Annotated in this window: 21 protein-coding genes; 6 read left to right on the forward strand and 15 right to left on the reverse strand. The window is 68.7% G+C overall.

From position 1 onward, the window contains the following. Positions 1 to 216 precede the first annotated feature (216 nt). The 7 genes from VDQ83_RS13970 to VDQ83_RS14000 form a co-directional block, all read right to left on the reverse strand. On the reverse strand, positions 217 to 1,467 hold the full coding sequence (locus tag VDQ83_RS13970) for a dipeptidase (protein ID WP_455435404.1): 1,251 nt from the start codon (positions 1,465 to 1,467) through the stop codon (positions 217 to 219). A 115-nt stretch (positions 1,468 to 1,582) separates the two neighbouring features. Then, complete coding sequence (locus tag VDQ83_RS13975; protein WP_455435405.1) at positions 1,583 to 2,080, reverse strand: hypothetical protein; 498 nt, start codon at positions 2,078 to 2,080, stop codon at positions 1,583 to 1,585. A gap of 217 nt (positions 2,081 to 2,297) precedes the next feature. Next, positions 2,298 to 3,818 (reverse strand): tryptophan halogenase family protein, encoded by a 1,521-nt coding sequence (locus VDQ83_RS13980; protein ID WP_455435406.1) that lies wholly within the window; start codon positions 3,816 to 3,818, stop codon positions 2,298 to 2,300. A gap of 67 nt (positions 3,819 to 3,885) precedes the next feature. Continuing rightward, the gene (locus VDQ83_RS13985; RefSeq protein ID WP_455435407.1) at positions 3,886 to 4,905 is read right to left on the reverse strand and encodes a cupin-like domain-containing protein; all 1,020 of its coding nucleotides are present in this window, start codon (positions 4,903 to 4,905) and stop codon (positions 3,886 to 3,888) included. Between the two features lie 5 nt (positions 4,906 to 4,910). After that, the gene (locus tag VDQ83_RS13990) at positions 4,911 to 5,675 is read right to left on the reverse strand and encodes a SapC family protein (RefSeq protein WP_263396382.1); all 765 of its coding nucleotides are present in this window, start codon (positions 5,673 to 5,675) and stop codon (positions 4,911 to 4,913) included. 138 nt (positions 5,676 to 5,813) lie between these two features. After that, positions 5,814 to 8,987, reverse strand: a complete 3,174-nt coding sequence (locus VDQ83_RS13995; protein WP_455435408.1) for a TonB-dependent receptor — start codon at positions 8,985 to 8,987, stop codon at positions 5,814 to 5,816. Positions 8,988 to 9,760: 773 nt separating this feature from the next. Beyond that, entirely contained in the window at positions 9,761 to 10,942 is a 1,182-nt protein-coding gene (locus VDQ83_RS14000) for a class I SAM-dependent rRNA methyltransferase (RefSeq protein WP_263396384.1), read from the reverse strand. Positions 10,943 to 11,198: 256 nt separating this feature from the next. Here VDQ83_RS14000 and VDQ83_RS14005 point away from each other — a divergent pair, with 256 nt between their 5' ends. The 4 genes from VDQ83_RS14005 (at position 11,199) to VDQ83_RS14020 (ending at position 15,325) form a co-directional block, all read left to right on the forward strand. Continuing rightward, positions 11,199 to 12,152 carry a TerC family protein gene (locus tag VDQ83_RS14005; protein ID WP_263396385.1) on the forward strand — a complete coding sequence of 318 codons (954 nt, stop codon included), beginning with the start codon at positions 11,199 to 11,201 and terminating at the stop codon, positions 12,150 to 12,152. Between the two features lie 102 nt (positions 12,153 to 12,254). Then, complete coding sequence (locus VDQ83_RS14010; protein ID WP_455435409.1) at positions 12,255 to 13,043, forward strand: rhomboid family intramembrane serine protease; 789 nt, start codon at positions 12,255 to 12,257, stop codon at positions 13,041 to 13,043. 394 nt (positions 13,044 to 13,437) lie between these two features. Beyond that, positions 13,438 to 14,298 carry an acid phosphatase gene (locus VDQ83_RS14015; protein WP_455435410.1) on the forward strand — a complete coding sequence of 287 codons (861 nt, stop codon included), beginning with the start codon at positions 13,438 to 13,440 and terminating at the stop codon, positions 14,296 to 14,298. A gap of 172 nt (positions 14,299 to 14,470) precedes the next feature. Further along, on the forward strand, positions 14,471 to 15,325 hold the full coding sequence (locus VDQ83_RS14020; RefSeq protein ID WP_455435411.1) for an acid phosphatase: 855 nt from the start codon (positions 14,471 to 14,473) through the stop codon (positions 15,323 to 15,325). Between the two features lie 301 nt (positions 15,326 to 15,626). Here VDQ83_RS14020 and VDQ83_RS14025 read toward each other — a convergent pair whose 3' ends face one another. Further along, complete coding sequence (locus VDQ83_RS14025) at positions 15,627 to 18,395, reverse strand: TonB-dependent receptor plug domain-containing protein (protein ID WP_455435412.1); 2,769 nt, start codon at positions 18,393 to 18,395, stop codon at positions 15,627 to 15,629. 611 nt (positions 18,396 to 19,006) lie between these two features. Here VDQ83_RS14025 and VDQ83_RS14030 point away from each other — a divergent pair. Beyond that, complete coding sequence (locus VDQ83_RS14030) at positions 19,007 to 19,249, forward strand: hypothetical protein (protein WP_455435413.1); 243 nt, start codon at positions 19,007 to 19,009, stop codon at positions 19,247 to 19,249. Positions 19,250 to 19,520: 271 nt separating this feature from the next. Further along, the gene (locus tag VDQ83_RS14035; RefSeq protein WP_309919866.1) at positions 19,521 to 20,540 is read left to right on the forward strand and encodes a TIGR00266 family protein; all 1,020 of its coding nucleotides are present in this window, start codon (positions 19,521 to 19,523) and stop codon (positions 20,538 to 20,540) included. Between the two features lie 36 nt (positions 20,541 to 20,576). On the opposite strand, the gene VDQ83_RS14040 is transcribed toward VDQ83_RS14035, so the two are convergent. From VDQ83_RS14040 to VDQ83_RS14070, 7 genes are all read right to left on the reverse strand, one after another. After that, positions 20,577 to 21,314, reverse strand: coding sequence for an HvfC/BufC family peptide modification chaperone (locus VDQ83_RS14040; protein ID WP_455435414.1), 738 nt, complete (start codon positions 21,312 to 21,314; stop codon positions 20,577 to 20,579). Continuing rightward, positions 21,311 to 22,147, reverse strand: a complete 837-nt coding sequence (bufB, locus tag VDQ83_RS14045) for an MNIO family bufferin maturase (RefSeq protein WP_455435415.1) — start codon at positions 22,145 to 22,147, stop codon at positions 21,311 to 21,313. The genes VDQ83_RS14040 and bufB (VDQ83_RS14045) overlap by 4 nt, the downstream gene beginning before the upstream one ends. Positions 22,148 to 22,214: 67 nt before the next feature. Further along, positions 22,215 to 22,490 (reverse strand): BufA2 family periplasmic bufferin-type metallophore, encoded by a 276-nt coding sequence (gene bufA2, locus VDQ83_RS14050; RefSeq protein ID WP_263396393.1) that lies wholly within the window; start codon positions 22,488 to 22,490, stop codon positions 22,215 to 22,217. A gap of 86 nt (positions 22,491 to 22,576) precedes the next feature. Further along, the gene (locus VDQ83_RS14055; protein ID WP_455435416.1) at positions 22,577 to 23,035 is read right to left on the reverse strand and encodes a DoxX family protein; all 459 of its coding nucleotides are present in this window, start codon (positions 23,033 to 23,035) and stop codon (positions 22,577 to 22,579) included. Beyond that, positions 23,032 to 23,793 (reverse strand): HvfC/BufC family peptide modification chaperone, encoded by a 762-nt coding sequence (locus VDQ83_RS14060; protein ID WP_455435417.1) that lies wholly within the window; start codon positions 23,791 to 23,793, stop codon positions 23,032 to 23,034. The genes VDQ83_RS14055 and VDQ83_RS14060 overlap by 4 nt, the downstream gene beginning before the upstream one ends. Continuing rightward, on the reverse strand, positions 23,790 to 24,632 hold the full coding sequence (gene bufB, locus VDQ83_RS14065; RefSeq protein WP_455435418.1) for an MNIO family bufferin maturase: 843 nt from the start codon (positions 24,630 to 24,632) through the stop codon (positions 23,790 to 23,792). Before bufB (VDQ83_RS14065) ends, VDQ83_RS14060 begins: the two co-directional genes overlap by 4 nt. Before the next feature lie 16 nt (positions 24,633 to 24,648). Beyond that, on the reverse strand, positions 24,649 to 24,936 hold the full coding sequence (locus tag VDQ83_RS14070) for a BufA1 family periplasmic bufferin-type metallophore (protein ID WP_309919848.1): 288 nt from the start codon (positions 24,934 to 24,936) through the stop codon (positions 24,649 to 24,651). Positions 24,937 to 25,113: the final 177 nt, after the last annotated feature.

Below are 25,113 nucleotides of genomic sequence, written 5' to 3' on the forward strand. Positions count from 1 at the left end.
GCACGGCCAGCCGATCCACGCCGAGCGCGCGGCAATGCGCCCGTTCCGATCGAAGTCGCCCAACACGTGCTGGCGTCATCGACGCACGCTGCGGCAGCGTCGCGGTGGCGATGCGCCAGCACGTGCGCAGTGCATTCCTGCCGTGGGCGTAGCGCCAATTGGAGCCGCGGATGCGGCCTGCCGCGATGGTCGCTGCTGCCTCTGTCCTTGGCGGGCTCAGGAAGCTCCAGCCTTCGCCTGCGCCGCCGCCCAGTCCTGCGCCTGCTGCATCACCCGCAACAGGTTGCCGCCCCAGATGGCGGCGATCTGCTGCTCGCTGTAGCCCTTGCGCAACAACCAGGCGGTGATCTTGGGCAGGTCGCCGACGTCCTCCATCCCGACCACGCCGCCACCGCCGTCCCAGTCCATGCCGATGCCCACATGCTCGGGGCCGACCAGCGCCAGCACGTGCTCCAGGTGCGCGAAGAAATCGTCCAGCGTCGCCTGCCGCACCGGATACCTGGCGTCCAGCGCCTTCATCTCTTCGCCCAGCGTGAGCCCGTCGGCCAGTTGCAGATGCTCCCAGCCGCCGTATCGGGCGATCAACGCCTCCTCGGCGGCCTTGCGCTCGGGGCTGGCGCCGTTGTCGATCAGGTAGCCACCGTAGGAATTCAATTGGATCACCCCGCCGTGCGCGGCCAGCACCTTCAGCCGCGCATCGTCGATGTTGCGCGGATGCGCGTGCAGCGCGCGTGCGCCGCTGTGCGAGAGCAGGATCGGCACCGGCGACAGCGCGATCAGCTGGTCGAACACCGCATCGGAGGCATGCGACTGGTCGATGACGATGCCGAGCTTCTGCGCCTGCTGCACCAGCTGCTTTCCGGCCGGGCTCAGCCCATGCCATTCCGGTCCCTTCGGATCGGTGGCCGAGTCGGCGAATTCGTTGTTGAGGAAATGCGCCGTGCTCATCAGCCGCAGGCCTTGCGCGTAGTAGAAGCGCAGCAGCGTCGGATCGGCGACCAGCGGGCTGGCGTTCTCCATGCTCAGGTACACCACGCGCTTGCCGGCGGCCTTGATCCGCGCCGCGTCGGCCGGCGTGGTGGCCATGCCGAACTGCTGCGGATGCGCCGCGAGCAGCGCGCGGATCGCCATCAGCCGTTGCAGCCCGGCATCGCGATCGTCCAGGTGCGCCTGCGCGCTGCGGTCGCCCTGGCCGGTGTAGATCGCCCAGAACCCGCCGTCCAGCGCGCCGGCGAGCATGCGCGGATAGTCCACCTGCGCCAACCGGTTGCCGGCATGCGCGGTCATGATGTCGAAGTCGCCGCGCTCGAAATTGGCCGGCGTGTCCAGGTGCGAATCCAACGTCAGCAGCCGCTGCTGCAACGCGGTGGCGCGCGCCAGTTCCGCTTTCGTGAATTCGACGGCGTGCGCCGGCAACGCCGCGGCCAGCGCCAGCGATACGGAAAGACAGAGGGTTCGCAGCGTCATGCGCATGGAGCTCCGGAACGGACGGCCTTCGATGATAGCCATGCTGGTGGTCAGGCGAGCACCATGAAGCAACGGTAGATGCCCACCGGCCGCCTGCCTGTCGGTGCGCTGCGGCTCAATCGGCCGCCGGCGCAGCCCCTCCGGCAGCCGCCATGCCCTCGGTAAGCAGCGCATCCACTAACTCGCCAAGCGTCAACGTCCCGGCGGCTTGCCAGAAGCGCGCCGGCATGGTGATGCCGAGGGAAGCGTGGATGTCGTGGATCGTGCGCTCGAGCTCGCCCTCGTTGCCCAGCGACGCAAAGCGCGGGCCTCCGCCAATGACCTCGACCGCGTCGTCGGGCGAAAAATACGGACCAGGCCAATGCAGGCGATGCATGAAGATGGCACCGATCGCGCGCGCCGCCTGTTGTCGCGCGCCACCACCCCACAGATCCAGCAACTCGCCGCTGCGCGCCTTCTGCTGGGCGTAGAGTCGCCCGAAGAACGACAGGTCCGGGCCGAGCCACCTGACACCGATGAAAAATCGCTCGCGCGCGCCGGTCGGCGGATAGCCTGGCGGGTAGCGCAGCGGCGCTGCCGGATCCGAGCAAGCGGTTGGCGTTGGTGTGTGCACGGCAGCCTCCCAAGGCTCGTCGCTGCAGGACAATGCGTGGGCAGGACCCGGGGCGCCGTCCTGGCCGCGCACGCTGCGCAAGCGTAGCCTGCGCGAGTCGCGTGAACCAGCACGCGTGCACTGCGCGGCAAAGCCGTGCAAAGGCTATGGCGCTACCGACCGATCCCGTGCTTGCGCGACCAATGGCGCACCGCGCGCGTCGGCAATCGGCTATCCGTCACGCCGCCGTCGTCCTGGCGGGGGCACGCCCCGCCCAGACTTCCGGTGGCGCCTTGCAATAGCCCGCGATGAACGCCTCCTGCGACGGCATCTGCGCCACCGCACGGTCGATGGGTTGGCGGATCGCGTCGAGGAAGCGCTGCAGTTCCTGGTCGGGCAGCGCACGCGCCAGCAGGTGGTGCTGCGCCGGCACGATGCCCTGGCCAAGCAGCACGTGGATCCACGAATCCACCCGGAACAGTTCGTCGCTGCCCTGCCAGGCGTGCGCGCGCTCGCGCCAGGCGCGCAGCCGCTGCTGCAGCGACTCGGGCAGCGCCATCTCGCGGCAGGCCTGCCACATCGGTTCCTCGCGCTGGTTGGCGTGGTAGTGCAGGATGATGAAATCGCGCACGTGTTCCATCTCGGCGCGGCTGACGTCGTTGTAGAGGTCGGCCATCGACGGGGCGATGCCGTCGGTGGGGAACAGCGCGATCAGCCGCATCACCGCGGAGATGGTCAGGTGGATGCTGGTGGATTCCAGCGGTTCGATGAAGCCGCTGGCCAGGCCCAGCGCAACTACGTTCTTGTTCCAGGCCTTGAGCCGGCGGCCGGTGCGGAACGGCACCAGCCACGGGTCCTTGATCGGCGGCGCGGCGGCGTCGTGCAGCAGCTTGGCGCGTGCCTCGTCGTCGGACATGTGCGCGCTGGAGAACACCAGCCCGCAACCGACCCGATGCTGCAACGGGATATGCCAGCGCCAGCCGGCGGCATGGGCGATGGCGCGGGTGTACGGCACCGGCGCCGCCACCGCCTCGGTCTGCACCGCCACGGCGCGATCGCACGGCAGCCACTGCTTCCAGTCTTCGTAGCCGGTGTGCAGGGTCTGCTCGATCAACAGCCCGCGGAAACCGGTGCAGTCGATGAACAGGTCGCCTTCGACCAGCGTGCCGTCTTCCAGCAGCAGCGCCTCCACGAAGCCGCTCTCGGCATGCTGCCGCACCTGCTGGATCTTGCCTTCCACGCGCTTGAGTCCGTAGCGCTCGGCGTGGCTGCGCAGCAGGCGCGCGTACAGCCCGGCATCGAGGTGGTAGGCATAGTTGACCGACGGCGACTGTTGCAGCGCGAAGCGGTCCACGCGCGAGGCCACGGTTTCCAGGCAGTAGTCGCCAAGTTCGGAGACCATCCCGCGGCGCTGCGCTTCCAGCCAGAAATGGTGGAACGCGCAGACCAGGGTGCTCTGCCCGGTGAGGCCGAACGGATGGATGTAGCGCTCGCCATGCCGCGGCCAGTTCTCGAAGGAAATGGAGAGCTTGAAGGTGCCGGCCACCGCGCGCAGAAATTCCTGCTCGTCGATCTGCAGGAAACGGTGGAAGCTGCGGATCGGCGGCACCGTGGATTCGCCGACGCCGACCGTGCCGATCTGCTCGGATTCGATCAGGGTGATGTCCAGCAGGCCGCGGAACTGGTGCGCCAGCGCGCAGGCGGCGATCCAGCCTGCCGTGCCGCCGCCTGCGATCACCACCTTGCGTATCTGGGCCATTGCGTCGTCTCTCCTGCAGTCGTGGATGTGGCGCGCGGCGGCGCGCGCAGGGCATGTGGTGGCGGCGTCAGCGGTTGAGCTTGGCCAGCAGCATCGCGCGCAGCTGCCGCGCACGCATGTCGTCGATCGGCCCGAGCAGTTGCCGCGCCTGTTCCGGCAGGTGCTCGCCCGCGCGGTCGGCCGGCCCGAACACGTAGTACTCGAACACCTCGCGCCAGGCCGCCTTCTCCGCTTGCGGCCGGTCGCGCAGCGCCCACATGGCGTGATACAGCGCCGGCAGCGGCGGCGGCAGCCAGGCCGGTGCGCCGCTCCACCAGTAGTTGACCAGCACGTTGAACGCCTCCAGCCCTTCCACGTGGTGCCACCACAGGCCGGGCAGGAACAGCGCGTCGCCGGGCTCCAGCACCGCGCTGCGGCCGTGCGCCAGCGCCTCGGCGAAGCGCGGGTAGCGCGCGAAGTCGGGCGCGGCGAAATCCACCACGCTGATCGCCTGCCCGCCCGGCGTCGGCTCCAGCGGGCCGGGATAGAGGTTGCCGATCTGCTCCGGCGGGAACACGGTGAAGCGGCGCCGGCCGACCGCGCAGCAGGCCAGGTTGTTCGGCGCGTCGTAGTGGCAGGACGCGGTGATGCGGTTGCCGATCCAGATGCTTGGCCGCCCCTGGATGCCATGCGCGGCGAAGTCGACGTCGTTGCCGTCGCGGAACCCCGGCAGGCTGTCGTCCACCGGCAGCGAGGCCAGGTAGTAGGCCGGCGGCCGCGGATCGTCCAGGTGCGTGGCGATCGCATCGAGCAGGCCGGGCAGGTCGCCGCGCCGCACCTCGAAGTTCAGCGCGGTGAAATCGTCGTTGTAGAACGGGCGGCCGCCGATCTCCGGCGCGCCGTAGGAATATTGCAGCGCGCGGCCGTTGCTGTGCCCGCGCAGCAGCTCCATCGCCGCATGCGTGCCGCGCAGGCCGGCCTGGACCAGCGCCCAGTCGCGCACCAGCCCGCGCAGCACCACCGGCTCGCCGGCCTCGAGCAATTCGGCCAGCGGCAGCGCGCCGGACCGGCAATCGCTGCGTTCGGCAATCGCCGCCAACGCCGCCATCGCGCTCAGGCGGCCTGCCCGGCGGCGGCCGTGGCGATGTCCGGGTGTTGCAGGCGGCGTTGCTTCTCGGCCATCAGCCGGCGCATGTTGTGCAGCGAGGCCAGCAGCAGATATGCCCCTTCCAGGTAGCCGGTGCGGTGCAGTCCATGCAGCGACGGCGCATCCAGCGCGGCCAGCCGCTCGCGATCGATGCCGTACAGCCCGGCCAGGTGCACGTTGTGCGCCTGCCCCAGCTGCACGTCGATGCGCACCGGCTGGATCAGGCCCAGCGCATCGAACGCGGCGAACATGGCGTTGCCGCCTTCCACGCCGTCGCGGATGCCGCGCAGCACGGTGATGATGTGTTCCAGGTACGGGCTGTTCCCGCCCTGCGGCAGGAACACCCGCTCGCCCTCGCTGAAACTGACCCGCGGGTGGTCCAGGTCGACGTGGATCACCGGCTCGCGGCGCAGTTCGCCGTCCTCGTGCTGCTCCTGGAACCCGATCAGGAACGGGCCCTTGGCGACGATGCCCGGCAGGTACGCCGCATTCCACTGCGCGCCCTGCAGGAACAGGTTTTCCTGCTGTTCGAAGCCCAGCAGCGCCACCGACTGGAACGCGCCGTCGCCCGGATCCTTGCGCAGCAGGATCGGGTATTCGCGCTGCAGCTCGGCGAACTCGGTCGGGAATGCCTGGACCACGCCGGTGGCGTCGCCGAACTCCGGACCGAAGCGCAGGATCACGCGCAGGTCCTGGTGGGCGACGTTGTTGAGCAGTTCGTATCGGGCCATCTGTACTCCAGCGGGTCGGTGGCGGAACTCGGCGGGACGCCACGCGACCATTGCAGCAAAGCGCCGCGCCCGCAAGACGCGGTGCGGCGCGCGTGCCGTTGCCGCACGCGGCCGCCGCCGCGCGCGGCCGTGCCGGGTTCAGAAGTTGTAGCGCACGCCCACCGTGTAGCGCGGACTCTGGTCGATCACCTTGATCACCTGCTTCTCCGAGCGCCCGTGCCAGCGCACGTCCTCGCTGGTCAGGTTGATCGCCTCGAAACCCACCGACAGGTTGTCGGTGATCGCGTAGCTGACGCTCAGGTCCAGCTGCCGGTACGGCTCGACGTAGTACGGATTGCGGCTGGACCCGTTCTGGTTGGCCGCGATCAGGTATTCGTCGCGCCAGTTCCAGGCCAGGCGCGCGCTCCACCCGTACTTCTCGTACATCAGCATGACGTTGGCGGTGTCGCTGAGGCCGAGCAGCGCGAACTGGTCGCGGTCCAGCACCGTGTTGTCGAAGCCGACGTCGCCCTTGACCACGGTGTAGTTGGCGTAGACGCCGAAGCCGGTTTCGCCCAGGAAGTATTGGCCGCCCAGTTCCCAGCCGTGGATCTTGGCCTTGTTCTGGTTGATCGGGCGCGACACGTCGAACTCGTACAGCGGATCGTCGGCTTCGCCGACCAGGTCGTAGGCGTTCTCCAGCGCCAGGGTCTGCGCCGAGCTGCCGTTGTAGGCGCCCAGCCCGCCGGTGGCCGCGGAATTGCGCAGCAGCGCCATCGCCGAGAACAGCGAGGTGTCGTTGGCCGAACATGCCGCCGCCACGTCGTTGCCGGCCGCGCCGACCTGCGCGGCGCAGGCTCCGCTCTGCAGGAACGCCAGCGCCGCCTGCGCGTCCGGCCCGGAGGTCGGATCGGTCAGCCCGTACAGGTTTTCGCGGGTGACGCTGGTGCCGATGAAGTTGGAGACGCGCTTGTCCCAGAACGTCAGCGACACGTAGCTGGCGTCGGCGAAGTACCACTCCAGCGCCAGGTCCAGGTTGTTGGATTCCAGCGGATCCAGGCTCGGGTTCTCCGAAGAGCCGGACGCGCGCGTGGAGGGGTTGATCAGGATCGAACCGGACGGCGTGCCCGGGGTCGGCCCGGCGATCAGGTTGGTGTACGGCGCCCGCGCGATGCTCTGCCCGAACGAGGCCCGGGCTTTGAGCGCGTCGGTAAGGTTGATGCTGAAATCCAGGTTCGGCAGGATGTGGCTGTAGCTGTGCTTTTCGCTGAACGGTTGCAGCTCGGCGGAGCGCAGCAGCCGGAAGTCGTTGTTGGCCTGCCACTCCAGCGCGGTCGGAGTCGACACCTGCGAGGTGGAGACCACGTCGGTCTTCTCATAGCGCACGCCGATGCGGGTATTGGTGGTCATGCCGCCGAGCTCGCCGTCGAACTCCAGCTGCATGTAGGCGGCGCGGGTCTTCTCCTCGACCTGGTTGTCGGAGCTGAACTGCGGGTTGTAGCGGGTGGTCGCGCCGTAGGCGGTGCTCGCCCATTGCGCCAGCTGGTCGGCGTTGCCGCGCCAGGCACCCGGCGCGGCGCCGGAGGCGTTGAAATCGTTGAACATGCCGGTGATGCCGACCGGCTGCAGCAAATCGATCATGCCCGGCTCGTTGCCGGCATTGGCCACGCTCCAGTCGCCCAGCGTCGAGTTGGTGTCGCTGATGCGCCGGTGCATCGTGGTCTTGGCGCTGTCCACGCCGAACTGGAAGCGGCCGTTGTCGAAGTCGAACTGGCCGTCGACGCGGCCTTCCTTCACCTCGGTCACCTGGCTCTGGTAATAGATGCGCAGCACCTGCGAACCGATTTCGGCCGGTGAGAAGTTCTGGTTGAGCAGGCCGTTGGTTCCGGCGACCGAATCGGCCGCGGTCGGGTACCAGGTGCGCGCGCCGATCGGCAGGCTGTTGTTGAAGAACAGTTCCTGCGCCCATTGGCCGCCGCATTGCGTGCCGCCGGTGCAGTTGTTGGTGCCGGCATAGCTGAAATAGGTGGCGCTGCCGCCGGTGACCGGATCGTTGGGCAGGCTCTGGGTCTTGGAGTTGTGCGCATCGAAGGTCAGGCGCAGGCGGTCGGTGGCCTGCCAGTCGGCATTGAAGCCGAGCGAGCCGAGCTTGTACTTCTGCATGTTGCGCTGCTGCTCCATGCCGAAGTCCTTGGCGCCGTTGGGCACGTCGCGCAGGTACACCGGCGTGGCCACCGCCTGCCCGGTGTCGAACACCAGGTCGGTGAAGCTGTTGGCGCGCTGCAGCCAGATGCCCTGCTCGCCGCGGTCCTCGCGGATCTCGTTGCTCGAGTAGGTGTAGTCCAGGGTCAGGGTCAGGCTGTCGGTCGGCGCGAACTGCACCACTGCCTGGCCGTTGAGCCGCTCGCGTTCGAAATCGGCGAAGGCGTAGCGCAGGTCGTTGGGCATGCCGTAGAGCTGGCCGATCGCCGGCGCGTTCTGCACGTTGGCGTCCGGGCGCAGCGCCGGATCGGTACCGGTCCAGCGCTGGATGTTCCAGCCGTTCTCGGTCGCCTGCACCGAACCGCCGCGGCGCTTCTGGTAGCTGCCGCTCAGGCCGATGCCCCAGGTCTTGTCCGGGTTGGTATAGCTGAAGATGCCGGAGACCTCCGGCGTGATCTTGTTGTCGAACGGCTGCGAGTCGTCGTACGCGGCCTTGGCGCCGGCGCTGGCGACCAGGCCTTTGTGGTTGAACGGGCGGTCGGTGAGGATGTTGATGGTGGCGCCGATGCCGCCGCTGGGCGCGTTGGCGCGGCTGGTCTTGTACACCTCCAGGCCGGTGATCGACTCGGACGCGAGCTGGGCGAAGTTGAACGCGCGGGTACCGCCGTCCACGCCGCCGATCGGCACCGCGCCCGGCGCGCCGAACGCATCGGCGCCGGGGATCACGCGGCCGTTGAGGGTGACTGCATTGAACTGCGGGCCGAAGCCGCGCGCGGTGACCTGCGCGCCTTCGCCGTCGCGGCGCTCGATCGAGATGCCGGTGATGCGCTGCAGCGACTCGGCCAGGTTGGTGTCGGGGAACTTGCCGATGTCCTCGGCGCTGATCGCATCGACCACGCCGGCGTTGTCGCGCTTGATCCCCATCGACTGGTTGAGGCTGTTGCGGATGCCGGTGACGCTGACCGTGTCCAGCGTGGTGGCATCGGCGGAAGACTGCTGCTGGCTGGTCTGTGCCTGCGCTTGCGCCTGGGTCTGCGGCGCCTGCTGGGCGAACGCCGGATTGATCACCAGCACCCCGCCGACGAAGGTGAACATGGCCTTGGAGCGGAACTTCTTCAACTGCTGACGCATCAGAATGTCCTCGGTGCTGGAGTCGGACGGGCAACGCCGCCTACGGCGCCCGACGCGCGGTCGCGCGCCGAAGCTGTCCCTGGTACGTGACACGCATCGCTGCATGCCTGCATGTGGTCCCCTAACTTCTTGTCGATGGATGAATCGCGCCTTCCCCCCGAAGGGCGCCGGGTGCGCCATCGCGCGCCCGCTTCCGACCCGGGCGCCGACAGAGCCGCCCGCTACAGCGAATGCCGGTACTCAACTCGAAACAAGTTCCATGCGGCGCTGCTGCCGCCGCGGCGGATGACGCGATGGCCACGGCGTCAGACTCTGGCTGCTCGTGATAGCGCTATCAACCGACCGCGCAAACCTAATCCCGTGTGCCAACGTTTGTCACCGTGCGGCGCAACAAAGCTACGTTATGCAGACATTCGCTGGGATGCGGACCACGATGTAAGCGTTATCAGTTGCAGGCGTTGCGCAAGCGGCCGCCTGCAGCGGAATGCTGGAGTTGGGCGTCGCCGCGAGGCCATGGACGCATGCGCAAGGTGCGTGGACGCTGCCGCGTTGGCGTGGTCACGCTGATGTAGACAAAACGGCGGCACGCGCGTGCCCCGGCGCGATATGGGCGTGCGTGCGCATCGCGACCGCGCATGCGCACGCTCGGACTTACGCAATGGCACGCGGCTGGAAGCGTTCTCAGCCGTGACCGCACCGCGCATCGCGATGCCGGCACGCCGCCGGAACGATGGCTTTGCTGCGCGCGGCAAACGCCAGCGCGCAGCGGCGGCTCAGTTCAAGACGCGGCAGAACACCGCTTTCAGGTAGCGCGATTCCTGCACGTGGGCCATGAACGGGTGGTCGGCGCCGGCGCCGGCGACTTTCAGGATCTGGATCGTGCGGCCGGAGAAATACGCGGCGCGGCGCAGCATGTCCAGGAACTCGTGCTCGGCGACCAGGCCGGTGCAGGAGAACGTGGCGAACAGGCCGCCGGGCGCGACCACGCCCAGCGCCAGCTTGTTCATGTCCAGGTATTTCTTCAGCGCCGGGATCACCTGGTCGCGGTCGCGGGTCATCTTCGCCGGGTCCAGGATCACCACGTCGTAGCGGTCGCCGCGCAGCGCCGCGTCGCGCAGGTACGGGAAGATGTCGGCCTGCACCAACTTGAGCCGCACGTCGTTGAGCTTGGCGTTGCCCTTGGCGATCTCGATCACATCCTCGTCGATGTCCACGCCGACCACGTCCTCGGCGCCGCGCACCTTGGCGTAAACGGCGAAGCCGCCGGTGTTGCAGCACAGGTCGAGCACGCGCTTGCCGGCCACCTGCTGGCTCAGCCACTGGCGGTTCTCGCGCTGGTCGGCGAAGAAGCCGGTCTTGTGCGCGCCGGCCGGATCGGCGCGGAAACGCACGCCGTATTCGCTGATGATCGCCGGCTCCGGACGCTCGCCGCTGCTGGACACCGGGCGGTAGTCGAAGCTCTCCTGCTTCTGCACGTGTTCCTCGGCGAAGCTGTAGAAGCGCGCGCCGGGGAACTGGGTGCGCAGCGCGGCGTAGATCCATTCGCGGTAGCGGAACATGCCGGCGCTGAAGAACTCCACCACCAGCAGATCGCCGTAGCGGTCCACCACCAGCCCGGACAGGCCGTCGCCCTCGGCGTGCACCACGCGCCAGGCGTCGGACACCGCGTCCAGCTTCAGCACGTCGCGGCGCAGCGACACCGCCTCGGCGATCTTGCCGGCGAACCAGGCTTCGTCGACCGGCACGTCGCGATCGATCTCCAGGATGCGCACGGCGATGCGCGAATGGCCGTTGTAGAAGCCGCGGCCGATCCACTCCCCGTCCACCCCGACCACGTCGACGAGGCTGCCCGGCTTGGGCTTGGCGGCGGGCTTTTCGACCAGTTTCTGGAAGATCCACGGATGGCTGGAGCGCCAGGCGTTCTTGAGGCGGACTACGGGCAGGGGAGTATTCATGAACGCCATTGTATCCGCCCGGATTGACGCCACCGCCGCCAGCCGCAAGAATGGGCGCAGAAGGGGAGTAGCTCCCGACGTTGTCGCCGTCAATTCGAGCCAGCAGGCTCCGGTGCAACGGCAGCCGGAACATCGGCTGCGAGCGAGACCTTCGCCGCAGTGGCGAAGGCATTCCTCTGGCAACGATCCATCGTTTCCGTCCAGGACGCCTCGCCGCCACGGCCCGAGGTTCAACCTTCACTGACGGGAATTCCCCATGCAAACGATAGGCAACGTGTGGTTGTGGAGCGGTTTCGCGATCGTGGTGATCGCGGCGCTGCTGGCGGATCTGGTGCTGATGCGCCACGGCGGTCCGCACAAGGTCACCTTCAAGGAAGCGCTGTGGTGGAGCCTGGGCTGGATCGGGCTGGCGCTGGCGTTCAACGCCGGCCTGTGGTGGTACCTGCGCGAGACCATCGACGTGGCCACCGGCAACCAGTACGCGCTGGAGTTCCTGACCGGCTACCTGGTGGAGAAGTCGCTGGCGGTCGACAACATCTTCGTGTTCCTGATGATCATGAGCTACTTCGCGGTGCCGGAGGAGCAGCGCCAGCGCGTGCTGGTGATCGGCGTGCTGGGCGCGATCGTGCTGCGCGCGATCATGATCTTCGCCGGCTCGGTGCTGCTGACCAAGTTCCACTGGCTGCTGTACGTGTTCGGCGCGTTCCTGCTGCTGACCGGCATCAAGATGTGGTTCTCGGCGGGCAAGGAGCCGGACCTGGAGGCCAACCCGGTGCTGCGCTTCATGCGCAAGCACCTGCGCCTGACCCCGCAGTACCACGGCAACGCGCTGAGCGTGACCCAGGAAGGCAAGCGCTGGTTCACCCCGCTGTTCGCGGTGCTGATGCTGATCGCCATCACCGACGTGATCTTCGCGGTGGACAGCATCCCGGCGATCTTCGCGATCACCACCGACCCGTTCCTGGTGCTGACCTCCAACGTGTTCGCGGTGCTGGGCCTACGCGCGATGTTCTTCCTGCTGGCGGGCATGGCCGACCGCTTCCACCTGCTGCCGTACGGGCTGGCGATCGTGCTGGTGTTCATCGGCACCAAGATGCTGATCATCGACCTGTACAAGATCCCGGTGCTGGTGTCGCTGCTGGCGGTAGCGCTGGTCATCGGCGCGACGGTGGCCTTGAGCCTGCTGCGCCCGGCCAAGCCGGCGCACTGACGCGCGGGACGGGTTGCGGCCGCGGATTGTCCCGCGGCCGCGGCCAGTCCCTCCCACCGGCGGCGCCTTGCCCTGGGCGCTGGGCGCCGCCATCCAGGGACCATGGACACCTCTTCTTCGCTCGCCTCGCCCCCGCCCGCCGACGACGCGCAGGCGCAGGACCTCTTCGATCGCGCCCGGATCCTGCGCGCCTTCAACGCCAGCCTGGCCCTGATCGCGGTGCTGGTGGCGGTGTTCGCCAGCCAGGGCCTGTTCGACTGGCGGCCGTGGTCGGTGGGGCCGCAGCAGGCCAGCGGCCTGCTCGGGGTGCTGACCGCGCCGTTGCTGCACGGTTCGCTGGAGCACCTGGCCGGCAACGCCGGCGCGCTGCTGATCCTGGGCACGCTGGCCGGCAGCGTGTATCCGCGCGCCGCCCTGGCGGCGCTGCCGTTGCTGTGGCTGGGCTCGGGCCTGGGCGCGTGGCTGCTCGGCGACCCCGGCAGCCACCATCTGGGCGCCAGCGGCGTCACCCATGGGCTGCTGTTCCTGGTGTTCGCGCTCGGGTTGCTGCGCCGCGACCGCGCCGCGATCGCCGCCAGCATGATCGCGTTCCTGTTTTACGGCGGCATGCTGATGACGGTGCTGCCGCACGAGGCCGGCGTGTCCTGGCAGTCGCATCTGGGCGGCGCGCTGGGCGGCGCGGTCGCGGCGCTGCTGCTGCGCCACCGCGACCCGCTGCCGCCACGCAAGCGCTACAGCTGGGAAGACGAGGACGAGGAGACGCTGTCGGCGCTGGACGAGGAACTGGAACCGCCGCCGCCGGCGCAGGTACCGGTGCTGTGGCAACCGCCGCAGGTGCCGCGCGGCGTGGTGCTGCGCTTCCCGCCGCGGCAGGAGCGCGACGAGGGCTGAGGCCTCTGCCGCGGGCGTGATTGCCCGCTGCGCGGTACGGCAGCGGCTGTCTGCCTGCAGGTGCGCTCTGCCCCAGGACGCCCAGCACTGGAGTCTGGCGACCCAGGTGTTTACGGTTACCGCGAGCTTTTTGTGGGAGCGGCTTCAGTCGCGACAGGCCTTACCGGCGATGCGTCGCGACTGAAGTCGCTCCCACAGGTTCCCCCGCTCGGCATGATCGTTGCCGTCCCAGTCCAACACCTCTCGCGCACTGGACGCATCGACCTGGCTGCTGCAGGCCGTAGCGAGGGCCGCTCCAGACCCTCCGACCTGCGCCTTGGTCGCCTGCCGCCGCCTGCCGCACCACGACACCGGCCCTACACTGCCCGATCCGCCGTCGCCCGCCCGAGATCGCATGCCCGCGTCCCCTGCCTTCCGTTTCCGTTCCGCCGCCCTCGCCCTGCTGGCGATGGCGCTTGCTGCGTGCAGCACCTCGCCCGCCCGTGCGCCGGTACCGGCGCCGGACCAGGCGATGGCCGCGGCCGAGGCGGACAAGGCGATCGGCTACCTCGCCGCGGCCGCGGTCCCGGCCAGCCTGCAGCTGCTGCCGCCGCCACCAGCCGAGGGCTCGCCTGGCGAAGCGCTGGACCTGGCGGTCAACCGCGAGGCGCTGGCGTTGCAAGGCAGCGCGCGCTGGCAGCAGGCCGCGCGCGACGCCGAACTGAGCTTCCCGGTCGGCGCCGGCCAGTTCGCCTGCGCGCTGGGCGTGGCCATCGACGCGCAGCGCACCCCGCACCTGTACACCTTGCTGGAACGCAGCCGCATCGACGCCAGTGCTGCGACCAAGGCGGCCAAGAACCAGTACCTGCGGCCGCGCCCGTTCATGCGCAACCAGCAGCCGACCTGCACCCCGGACGACGAAGACGGGCTGCGCCACAGCGGCTCCTATCCGTCCGGACACAGCGCCATCGGCTGGGCCTGGGCGCTGATCCTTGGCGAGATCGCGCCCGATCGCGCCGACGCCTTGATCGCCCGCGGCCGCAACTACGGCGAAAGCCGGCTGGTGTGCAACGTGCACTGGCAGAGCGACGTGCTGGCCGGCCGCTTCATGGGCGCGGCGGCGGTGGCCAGGCTGCATGCCGACCCGGCATTCCGCGCCGACCTGGAGGCGGCGCGCGGCGAGATCGCACGCGCGCAGGCGCAGGGCGCCACGCCGAGCGAGGACTGTGCGGCGCAGATGCAGACGCTGCAGGTGCGGCCGGCCAGCGCCCTGTAGCGCGCGGCCGGTACGACCCGGCGCCATCCGCAGACACCGCCGGCCACCGTATCCCGCTGGCGGCGACCACATCGGCGTTTGCCTGACGCCAGCTGTACGGCCATAGCGACGGCGCCACGCACTGTCACATGCGTGCCTTCACATGGCCGTTTCCCCCGCAGTGGATTTCGCCATGGTTCGTCGCTCTTCCCGTTTCCCCGTGCTCGCCGGCCTCGGCCTGGCCCTGGCCGCCGCGATCGCCGCGCCGGTCGTGTTGCAGGCCAAGCCGCCCGCCGCGCCGGCACCCTCGCCGATGGCCGAGGCCAAGGCCAGCGGCTATCTGACGCCGTCGCAACTGCCCGACAGCCTGCTGCTGGTGCCGCCGCCGCCGGCCATGGGCTCGCCCGGGCGCGCGCTGGACGAGGCGGTGAACCAGGAAGCGCGGGCGATGCGCGGCACGCCGCGCTTCGCGCTGGCCGCCCAGGACGCCGAACTGCACTTCCCCGGCGCGGCCAACCATTTCAGCTGCCCGCTCGGCGTCCAGGTCAGCGTCGAGCACACCCCGCACCTGTACCGGCTGCTGCAGCGCGTGGCCGAAGACGCCGGCGACGCCGCGGAGAAGGCCAAGGCCTACTACCACGTGCCACGCCCGTTCATGGACAACGGCGAAGCCAGCTGCACGCCCGCCGATGAGGCCGAGCTGCGCCCGAACGGTTCCTACCCGTCCGGCCACACCTCCATCGGCTGGGCCTGGGCGCAGGTGCTCAGCGAAGCCGACCCGGCGCGCACCGACGCGCTGATGGCGCGCGGCCGCAGCTACGGCGAGAGCCGCATCGTCTGCAACGTGCATTGGCAGAGCGACGTGCTGGCCAGCCGCATCGTCGGCGCAGCGACCGTGGCCAGGCTGCAGGACAACCCGCAGTTCCGCGCCGACCTGGACGGCGCGCGCAAGGAGATCGCCGCCGCGCGCGCGCAAGGCCTGAAACCGGCCAAGGATTGCGCTGCGGAAGCCGAGACGCTGCAGGTACGGCCGGCGAGCGCGCTGTAGGGCGGGATCGCTGCGGGGATCGATGGATCGGTCGCGGCTGAAGCCGCTCCTACAAACGCGTGCATGCCGCTTGCGCCGAGCCAGCACGCGCTTGTGTAGGAGCGGCTTCAGCCGCGGCGCTTTTCGATCCCGAGGGAGGCTTCGTTGCGTCGCCACTGAAGCGAGCCGCCGGACCCCGTTGCAGCAGATCGACGCACTGCGGGCGGGCGGCACCGACCTGCCGCCGGCCCGCCGCCACGCCACAAAGCGAAACGCCCGGCTAAGCCGGGCGCTCCGTTTGTATCGCTGCTCCAGCACCGCATCAATCGAACCGGTAGACAACCTCCGCCGCCACTTCGCGGCCCACCGGATTGGCCACGCAATAGGCGAAGCCGCCGCACCACTTGTCCTGGTAGTGATCGTTGAGGATGTTGTTGACGTAGACGTTCAGGCGCAACGCGTCCGTGGCCTGGTAGCCGAGGCTGGCGTTCCAATAGATCCTGTCCTGGTTGTAGTACTTCACCAGTTCGCTCTGCTGCCCGTAGCTGATGCTGCGCTCGCCTGCCGCGTTCGTGCGTAGATCCGTGCAGTCGGTGGCCACATCCGGGCGGAAACCATTGGGCAGCGCGGTGCAGCCAGCGAAGCGGTCGCTGCGGGTCCCCGCGGTCCAATCCACGTACAGCACCGCGGTCCAGGGATCCAGGTTCCAGGTAGCGCTGGCGCGTCCGCGATAGCGTATCTGCCGGTCCTGGTCGCGCGTGTTTTCGAACAGATCGCCCGGGAACTGCGCAATCTTGTAGGTCAGCTGCCGGGTGTAGTTCAGCGCGAAATCGAACGTTCCCCAGTTCTCGGTCTGCAGGCTGTAGCGCGACGCGACGTCCACGCCACTCACGCTCTGCCTGGCGCGGTTGATCGGGCCGATCTCCACGCGCGTGACCACGCCGTTGGCGTCGCGCGTCACCCGGCTCAGCTGCAGTTCGCACAGCGCTTGGCTGGGCGGCGTCCGCGCCGGCTTGTCGGCGGGCTGCTGTCCGGTGATGCAGTAAGCCTCGTCCAGCAACACCTGGTTGGCGTCGACGTCGTCGATCGCGTCCTCGATGTTGATCCGCCAGTAGTCGGCACTGACCGAGAACCCTTCGAACGCATCCCAGACGAAGCCGTAGGTGAGCGAGTCGCCGGTTTCGTACAGCAGGTCTTGCGAACCCTGCCGGGCGATCAGCGGATTGTCGATGTGGTACGGGTCGCCATCGCCGCCGGGGCAATTGCTGGTCTGGCGGTTGGGATCGGTCAAGCAGGTCCGGTAGTCGACCTGGTCGGCCACGCTTTCGCTGGGATCGGCATACACGTAGTGCATGTCCGGCGCGCGGAAGCTGGTGGCGTAGCTGCCGCGCAGCAGCAAGGTGGAGAAGGGACGCCACTCCAGGCCAACGTTGTAGGTGCTGGCGGCATCGTCGGCGACCGCGTCATAGCGATCGTAGCGGCCTGCGGTCGACAGGGTCAGGCTCTTGAGCAAGGGGATCTTGAACTCAACACCCGCCGCGTAGCGCTTGCGCTCGCCGCCGCCCGTCTCGACGTTGCCGAACGGGGTTTCGTACACGGGATCCAGGCCCATGGTGTTGGGATCGGGAGTCAGCTTGTAGCCCTGTTCCGCAGCTTCCAGCACGCCGGCAAAGCCAATCGGGCCGGCCCACCCTTCGAACAGGTTGCCGCTGAGTGCAGCGCTCGCCTGGGTGAGCCAGGTGCGCGACTTCTTGTCGCCGAGTGCGCGAATGCCTTCGTAATCGCCGCGGGACGCCGGATTCCACAGCCGGTTGTAGTCGGGCGCATAGATGTCCAAGCCGCTGGCCGCATCCGTACCCAGCGATGGTCCGAGGAAGTATTGCGTCGCCCGCCCGTTGTGGATCGTCGGGAAGCGCTCCCGTATCTCGTATTCGGCGCGACCGGCCATCACTTCCCAGTCGAAGCGATCGCTGAAGACCGTGCCACGCAGCCCGGCGCTGAAGTCCCAGTTCTTCTCCTTGGACTTGGTCAGCGCGCGGTCTTCGCCGCCGATTTCGCCGGGGGTGAAGTAACGCAGCAAGCTGCGTTCCTGGCCACTGTCGCGATCGATGTAGTTCTGGCTGCCCCAGGCCGGCATGAAGGTGTTGCTCTTTCCGGTCGAGTCCCAGTACCCGTAGGTCGCCCAGGCTTCGACGCTGCCGAACTGCTTGGTACCGTACAGATAGATCGAGAGATCCTTGCTGCCGTTGCGCAGCGTCCAGTGCTGGAACGCGGAGCGATTGGCGCACTGCCAGCCGGTATCGGTCTGCGCACCGGTGAAATCGTTGTACAGAATGCGGTTGTGTTCGTAGAAGTCGCCGCCGAACTGGTCGCAGGCACCACTCGGCGGCCTGATGCGCACGTCGTTGGTCACGTCGTAGAGACGGATGCCGGACTGCGGCGTATTCGTCGCGGCGTTTTGCCGCACGCCGCCGTAGGTCCAGTTGCGGCGGGGCGAATCGGACTCCTGGTCCATGAAGGGACGTTCGTGCGACCACAACGGCTTACGGTCGAAGTACTGCATCGTGTAGGCAACGCTCCAGTCCTCGCCGTGCCGGCCACCTGACCAGGAGACATCGCGGACGTCGCGTCCACCCTCGGTGGTGGTGCCGTAGCGCGCGCGCAGGGTGTCGCCGTCGATGTCCTTCTTGAGGATGACGTTGACCACGCCGGCCACCGCGTCGGAACCGTAGATCGCCGAGGCGCCGCTGGAGAGCACCTCGATGCGATCGACGATGCCCGTGGGAATGTTGTTGTAGTTGGCGAAGTTGCTCTTGCCCTGGTAGGGCATCGGATAGTCGGCCACGCGGTGGCCGTTGATCAGCAGCAGGCTGCGGCCGGGGCCGAGGTTGCGCAGGTTGAGCGGGCTGGCGTTGACCGAGCTCTGGCCCCAGTCGTAGTCGTTCTGCACGTTGCCGGTGACCTCGGTGAGCGAGCCGAGCGCTTCGTACACCGTGGTGAAGCCTTCCTTCATGATCTGAGCGCCGGTGATGACCGTCACCGGCGCCGGGCCTTCGACGTCCGTGCGCTTGATGCGCGAACCGGTGACCATGACCGAATCGAGCGTCTTCGCCTTTTCGTTGGTCCCGGCCGCGGCGGACGGGTCGGCCCGCTCCGCGGGGGGTGGTGGCGCGTCCTGCGCCTGGGCCAGTACGGCTGACGGCGAAAACAGCGCCAATGCGAGCGCACTCGCCATGGCAGTGCGATGGAATGTTGAGTGCTGCATGTATCCCCTCCGAACGTTGAAAATCAGGCCTAACGGTCCAACGCGATGGACAGGGTCCACCCCGAATTGCCGCGTTCGCTCGACATGCGAAATGTCAGCCGTGTGTCACCGATCCCCCGGTGGCGAACATACGCGAGATAAACGGCCGATAAACGTGACACAGTTCGCTTTTTGGAACGATCTAAGGAATCCCCTTCAAGACGATTCTGTGTGCGTTGCAGCATCCGCACTGGGACGAGGCGCTTTGCTGATGGGAATCTCCGCGAGCGCCACTGGCAACACCAGGTCGCGGTGTTTGCGATCGACTGCGGCTGGACCGTATGGATGTCGCCCGGTAGGCGGAGTTCGCAAGTAGTCGCCCTCGTATCCGTCGACGTGCAGCCGCGCTCTGTGATGCCGCCGCCCTCACGTCCCCGCCTCAGTGCGGAGCAGGCTCCGTGCTGTCGGGCGACGCATTCGATCTTCGCCGCCATAACGCGCCTTCGTTGCTCAGTGGGGCCGCTCCAACGCCTACCGACGCGCCGATGGCGCGCGGGCGCAGCTGCGGCGAAAGCCGCATCGGCGGCGCGGCGACGGTCGCCAAGCTGCAGGACAACCACACGGTTCCGCGGACCTGGATGGCGCGCGCACGGCTTGAGGAAGCTGAGACCTTGCCGGCGCGGCTGGCGAGCGAGCTGTAGAGCGCTGCGGTTATCGATCGATCGCGGCTGAAGCCGCTCCTACAGGAGCGTGCGCCGCGTGCGCCGGTCCAGCCAGGCTCTTGTGTAGGAGCGGCTTCAGCCGCGACGCTTTTCGATCCCGGGGAAGCGCGCCGCTTCGTTGCATCGCGACCGACGTTGCTCCTGCAGGAAACAGTCGGCGAACAGCCCGCGCCCATGCCTTTGGACAGATGCGAACCGACCGGGGAGGCGGGATAGACTCGCCGCAGATTTCCGCCAAGGACCTGCAACCATGACCCAGTGGTATTTCCTGACCGGCAGCGAGCAGACCCGCTCCGGCCCGTTCGACGATGCCGACGCCATCGCGTTCGCCCGCAACAATCCCGCCGCCATGGCCTGGCGCCAGGGCCAGAACGGCTGGAAGCCGGCGCAGCAGATCGACGAACTGCGTCAGGCGTCCGGTGCCGGCCTGCCGCCGGACCTGCCGCCGCCACCCGGCGGCAGCGGCCGCGCCGACGACATCGAGTACCGCATCGTCGGCCACGAGATGCAGTTCGTGGAGATCGAACTGGACCCGGGCGAAAGCGCGGTCGCCGAGGCCGGCGCACTGATGTTCAAGGATTCGGCCGTGCAGATGGACACGGTGTTCGGCGACGGCTCCGGCGGCGCACAGGGCGGCGGGCTGATGGGCAAACTGTTTTCGGCCGGCAAGCGCCTGGTCACCGGCGAGAGCCTGTTCACCACCGTGTTCACCCACCAGGGCCAGGGCAAGGCCAAGGTCGCCTTCGCCGCGCCCTATCCCGGCACGGTGCTGGCGATGAAGCTGGACCAGCACGGCGGCCGCCTGATCTGCCAGAAGGACAGCTTCCTGGCTGGTGCGCGCGGGGTGTCGCTGGGCATCCACTTCCAGCGCAAGATCATGACCGGCCTGTTCGGCGGCGAAGGTTTCATCATGCAGAAGCTGGAAGGCGACGGCTGGGTGTTCGTGCACGCCGGCGGCTGCGTGGTCGAGCGCGAGCTGGCCGCCGGCGAGCGCCTGGACGTGGACACCGGCTGCGTGGTCGCGTTCCATTCCACGGTAGACATGGACGTGCGCCCGGTCAGCGGCATCAAGAGCATGTTCTTCGGCGGCGAAGGCATGTTCCTGGCCACGCTGACCGGCCCGGGCAAGGTGTGGCTGCAGTCGCTGCCGTTCTCGCGCCTGGCCGGACGCATGTTCGCCGCCGCGCCGCAGGGCGGCGGGCAGAACCGCGGCGAAGGCTCGGTGCTCGGCGGCCTGGGCCGGATGCTGGACGGCGACAACAACTTCTGAGGCTGCACCGGCGTGAGCGGCGCCAGCGTGCGCCGCTCACGCCGACACGACCGCCTCCAGCACTTCGTCGCGTAGCCATTGCTCCAGCACCCGTCCGATCACCGCCGGATCGTGGTCAGGCGCATGCCGGCACAACGCGCCGAAGCGCAGCCCGGCCAGCCCATCGCGCAGCATGCGCGCCTCCAGCGGCGACATGCTCTGGAAATACGGCGACAACCCCTTGCGCCACACCCGGATCGCCACCGCCTCGGGCAGACATACCGCCGCGGGCGGCGCACGCCCCTCCGACAGTGCCAACCAGATCGCAGCGGCGTTGCTGCGCATGCGGCGGCGGCGCAAGGTCGGCACGAAGCGCAGGCGCGCCTGCTCCCAATCCACACCGGCCAGTGACGCCAGCGTCACCGGCGCCGCGTCGCTCCCATCGAAAGCGCGGCGCAAGGCCAGGTCGAGCCAGGCCAGGTCCGCGAGCTCCGGCCGCTCGGGATGGCGCGCGCCCAGGTAGGCGCCGAACCGGTCGCCGTAGGCGCCAAGGTTCCAGGCAGCAGGAGGATGTCGCGCCACGTAGCCGGCGGCGGCCGCGTCGAACGCAGCGTCGCCCAACCAGGCCAGGGTGGTGGCGTAGGTGTCGCGCAGTGCGTCGCCGAGCTGCGCGCGGTAGGCATGCCGATACACGCGCAGGCCCGCACGCTGACGCGCGTCCAGGCAGGCATCCGCATCGGCCTCGGGGTCGCGCAGCCAACCCGAGAAGCGGCGCTGCAGGTCCAGCAGGCTCATGCGGCCGCGCGTGCCGCGTCGGCGGCGATGCGCCGCGCGATCTGCAGCTCGTCCAGCAATTCGGGCAGCGGCGGGATCCGGTCGTCGCGCTCGATCATGGTCGCGATCGCGCCGATGCGCCGGCACACCGTCGCGTACAGCGCCCACACCGGATCGCAGACGGGTTGGTCGTGGGTATCGATCAGCAGCTCGCGGCCCTGGCTATGTCCGGCCAAGTGCACCTGGCGTACGCGGTCCCAGGGCAGCGCGTCCAGATAGGCCTGCGGATCCGCGCCATGGTTGATGGCGCTGACGTAGACATTGTTGACGTCGAGCAGCAGGTAGCAGCCGGTCCGCGCGCATACCTCGCGCAGGAACGCCGATTCGCTCATGGTGGCGCCTGCGAAGGCCAGATAGGTGGAAGGGTTTTCGAGCAGCAGCGGCCGCTCCAGCACGTCCTGGGCGTGGGCGATGTTGGCGCAGACGACGTCCAGCGCTTCGGCGTCGTAGGGCAAGGGCAGCAGATCGTGCGAATTGAATCCTGCCACCGTGCTCCAGCTCAGGTGGTCGGAGACCCACAACGGACGCACGCGCTGCGCGAGGCGTTTGAGCCGCAGCAGATAGTCACGGTCGAGACCGTCGGCCGAGCCCAGCGACATGGAGACGCCATGCAGCGCCACCGGATAGCGTTCGCGCACCCGATCCAGCACGTGCAGCGGCCGGCCGCCGGACACCATGAAGTTTTCCGAGATCGCTTCGACGAAATCCAGCGCGGGCGGTTGCTCGATATACAGCGGGTAGTGCGGCGGGCGCAGGCCCAGCCCGAAGCCGTGGAAAGGCGCGATCGTGTCCATCTGGCGCAGGGTCTCGTTCGTCGTCCCGGCCGGCGCGCGTGGCGCCGGCCGGGACCCAGGCGTCGGCTCAGCCGGCGGGGGCGGTCAGCGAGCCGCCGGCCGCGGTGCACTGCTTCACCGTCACGTCCTTGAAGCCCTGGCCCTTGCACGCGTTCTGGCCCTTGCACTCGTGGCTGCCGGATTTGCAGTCGGACTGGCCCTTGCAGCTGTTGATGCCATAGCAGGCCACGACCTTGGCATCGCCCTTGGCGGTGGCGCTGGCGGTGGCCGGGACGCTGGCGGCGGCGACGGCGAGCAGGGCGGCGGTGGCGGCGAAGCCGGTGACGGTACGGGTAGCGATCATGGACGTTCCTCGGGGATGGACGGATGCCGGATTGGCAGCAGGTACTTCGGCGCAAGCGCCGCCGCGGTTACACCGCGATGCGACGGTCAGGCGATGCGCAGCAGCCGGTCCAGCGATACGCGGCCGGCACCGCGGACGATCAGGTACGACAGCAGCGCGGCCCAGCTCAGGTGCGTGGGCCAGGCATCGGGATAGACGAAGATCTCGATCACCGCGGTCATGCCCAGCAGCGCCAGCGCCGACAGCCGGGTGCACAGGCCCAGCACCAGCAGCAGCGGGAACAGATGTTCGGCATACGCGGCCAGGTGCGCTGCCAGCTCCGGCGCAAGCAGCGGCACGCGGTAGTCCTCGCGGAACAACGCGTAGGTGCTGTCGGTGATGGTCAGCGCGCCGCTGACCTTGGTGCGTCCGGACAGGAAGAAAATCGCGGCGATCGACAGCCGGAACAACAGCGCCAGCGCGGAGTGGCCGATGCGCTGCGACACGGCGGCTGCGAAGCGATTCCAGCGCGCGCGCAGGTCCGGGGAAGCGAGGATGGGCGTCATGGAATTCCTTGCGTGGAAGAAAGGTCGAGGGAAGAAAAAGCACCGGCGCCCAGCAGCGTTGCGAACGTGGCCGCCAACGCCAGCATGGGCTCGGCCTGCTGCGCCCGCTCTGCCGCGGCATGCAGCGTGGCGCCGCCGTGGCAGGCCTCCAGCAGCACGCAACCGCCCAAGCCCAGCGCATGCCGCTGCACCTGGCCGCCGTGCCGCAGCAGCAGCGCGCCTTCGCCGCGCCACTCCAGGTCGGGTACCGGCGCCGCATCGCGCTGCGCACACCAGATCGCGTACACCGGCAACGCCTCGAACCAATGCCAGCGCGCGCTCGGATGCACGGTCAGGCGCGCACCGGCCAGCCGTTCGGCGGCCAGCGTTGCCACGGCCAACGGATCCAGCGCAGCGGCATCGGCCGCGACATACGCCTCGCGCCAGCTACGGTCCAGTTGCGCCACGCCCGGCAGGTAGGGCAGTTGTCCGGCCTCGGGAAGCGCGGCGAGAAACGCATCGAAGTCACCGCCGTAGTGCAGCAGGCGCGCATCGTCGGGTGGGCAGCGCTGGGCGTAGGCACGCGCCGCGTCTTCGAACCACGCCTCACCCACCAGCCTGCGTACGCTCGGAAAATTTTCCTGGAGCGCATCGATACAGGCGCGCAGCACGGTATTGCGATAGATGCGGAATCCCGGCTGCGTCGCCAGCCCTTCGGCATCGCTATCGCCGTACAGCGCGCGCGCGAAGCCGTCCTGGAACTGCGCCAACGCGGTCATGCCGCACACCGCCGCCGCGTCGTCGCCCGCTCCAGCAAGCGCTGCGCGCGATCGCGCTCCAGCAGCAGCGCATCGAATGCGGGCACGTCGCCATCGCGCTCGATCAATGTCGGCCGCGGCCCGGCGATGTCCAGGAAATGCGCGTACAGGCGCCAGACCGCGTCGTCCACCGGCGCGTCGTGCGAATCGATCAGCAGCGCCTGCTGGTCCGCCGCATCCTCGGCATGGCCGGCCAGGTGGACTTCGACCACGGCATCGGCGGGGAAGGCGTCCAGGTAGGCATAGGCATCGAAACCCAGGTTGTGCGCACTGACGTATGCATTGTTGATGTCCAGCAATAGCCGGCAACCGCTGCGCCGCACCAGTTCGGACAGGAAATCCGGTTCGCTCCATGCATGCCCGGGCAGCGCCAGGTAATGGCTCGGGTTCTCGATCGCCAGGGTGCGGCCGAGCGCCTCCTGCGCGCGCTGGACATTGCTCACCACGCGCACCAGCGCTGCGGCGCTGCGCGGGACCGGCAACAGATCCGGGTGGTAGCGCCCACGCCAGACCGACCACGCCAGGTGCTCGGACATCTGCCACGGCTGGACGCGCTCGGCGAGCGCGGCCAGGCGGTGCAGGTGCCGCGCGTCCGGATCGGCATCGGCCGCCAGCGACAGCGACACGCCGTGCAGCGACAGCGGGTGGCGCGCGGCGATCGCCTCGAGCCAGGCCAGCCGCGGCCCGCCCTGGACCAGGTAGTTCTCCGGATGCACCTCGAACCACAGCCCTTGCGCAGGGCAGTCCAGCGCCTGCGCGTAGTGCTGCGGCTTCAGGCCGATGCCGGCGCCGAGCTGCATCGCCGCGGCGCCGCGCTCAGGCGCCGACCGGGGTCAGCGTGCCATGGCCCTTCGGCGTCTTGATGCCGACGCAGGTGCCGGCCGGTACGTTCTTCCAGGCATTGCCTTGGTAGTCACGCTTGGACGTGCCCGCGCAACTGGTGCCGGCGCCGGCCTTGCAATCGTTCTGGCCGGCCTTGGCGACGCCATAGCACTTTTCCATCGGCTTGGGCTGCGCGGAGGGGTCGGCGCCCTGCGCCATCGCGGCTCCGGTGACGAGGGCCGCCAAGGTCAGGGCCGACGCTGCAGCGTTGCGTACGTTCATGGGATGCTCCTGTGGAAACGGGTGAAGAGAGGGAACGGATCGCGAGCGCACCATGCGACCGGATCCTTTCTGCAATTCGCCACGAATGCCGCCACGGTTACAGCCAATGGCCGAGTCGGAACTGAAAAATTTCTGTCGCTGGCTGTAACCGCCGTCGCGGATGCGACGAACTACCTC

The sequence above is a fragment of the Xanthomonas sp. WHRI 7945 genome, assembly GCF_035026585.1.

Excerpts from the sequence above, each read along its gene's own strand:
- VDQ83_RS13970 (WP_455435404.1), bottom strand. The coding sequence starts at position 1,467 with ATGACGCTGCGAACCCTCTGTCTTTCCGTATCGCTGGCGCTGGCCGCG.
- VDQ83_RS13980 (WP_455435406.1), bottom strand. The coding sequence starts at position 3,818 with ATGGCCCAGATACGCAAGGTGGTGATCGCAGGCGGCGGCACGGCAGGC.
- VDQ83_RS13985 (WP_455435407.1), bottom strand. The coding sequence starts at position 4,905 with ATGGCGGCGTTGGCGGCGATTGCCGAACGCAGCGATTGCCGGTCCGGC.
- VDQ83_RS13990 (WP_263396382.1), bottom strand. The coding sequence starts at position 5,675 with ATGGCCCGATACGAACTGCTCAACAACGTCGCCCACCAGGACCTGCGC.
- VDQ83_RS13995 (WP_455435408.1), bottom strand. The coding sequence starts at position 8,987 with ATGCGTCAGCAGTTGAAGAAGTTCCGCTCCAAGGCCATGTTCACCTTC.
- VDQ83_RS14000 (WP_263396384.1), bottom strand. The coding sequence starts at position 10,942 with ATGAATACTCCCCTGCCCGTAGTCCGCCTCAAGAACGCCTGGCGCTCC.
- VDQ83_RS14005 (WP_263396385.1), top strand. The coding sequence starts at position 11,199 with ATGCAAACGATAGGCAACGTGTGGTTGTGGAGCGGTTTCGCGATCGTG.
- VDQ83_RS14010 (WP_455435409.1), top strand. The coding sequence starts at position 12,255 with ATGGACACCTCTTCTTCGCTCGCCTCGCCCCCGCCCGCCGACGACGCG.
- VDQ83_RS14015 (WP_455435410.1), top strand. The coding sequence starts at position 13,438 with ATGCCCGCGTCCCCTGCCTTCCGTTTCCGTTCCGCCGCCCTCGCCCTG.
- VDQ83_RS14020 (WP_455435411.1), top strand. The coding sequence starts at position 14,471 with ATGGTTCGTCGCTCTTCCCGTTTCCCCGTGCTCGCCGGCCTCGGCCTG.
- VDQ83_RS14025 (WP_455435412.1), bottom strand. The coding sequence starts at position 18,395 with ATGGTCACCGGTTCGCGCATCAAGCGCACGGACGTCGAAGGCCCGGCG.
- VDQ83_RS14035 (WP_309919866.1), top strand. The coding sequence starts at position 19,521 with ATGACCCAGTGGTATTTCCTGACCGGCAGCGAGCAGACCCGCTCCGGC.
- VDQ83_RS14040 (WP_455435414.1), bottom strand. The coding sequence starts at position 21,314 with ATGAGCCTGCTGGACCTGCAGCGCCGCTTCTCGGGTTGGCTGCGCGAC.
- bufB (WP_455435415.1), bottom strand. The coding sequence starts at position 22,147 with ATGGACACGATCGCGCCTTTCCACGGCTTCGGGCTGGGCCTGCGCCCG.
- bufA2 (WP_263396393.1), bottom strand. The coding sequence starts at position 22,490 with ATGATCGCTACCCGTACCGTCACCGGCTTCGCCGCCACCGCCGCCCTG.
- VDQ83_RS14055 (WP_455435416.1), bottom strand. The coding sequence starts at position 23,035 with ATGACGCCCATCCTCGCTTCCCCGGACCTGCGCGCGCGCTGGAATCGC.
- VDQ83_RS14060 (WP_455435417.1), bottom strand. The coding sequence starts at position 23,793 with ATGACCGCGTTGGCGCAGTTCCAGGACGGCTTCGCGCGCGCGCTGTAC.
- bufB (WP_455435418.1), bottom strand. The coding sequence starts at position 24,632 with ATGCAGCTCGGCGCCGGCATCGGCCTGAAGCCGCAGCACTACGCGCAG.
- VDQ83_RS14070 (WP_309919848.1), bottom strand. The coding sequence starts at position 24,936 with ATGAACGTACGCAACGCTGCAGCGTCGGCCCTGACCTTGGCGGCCCTC.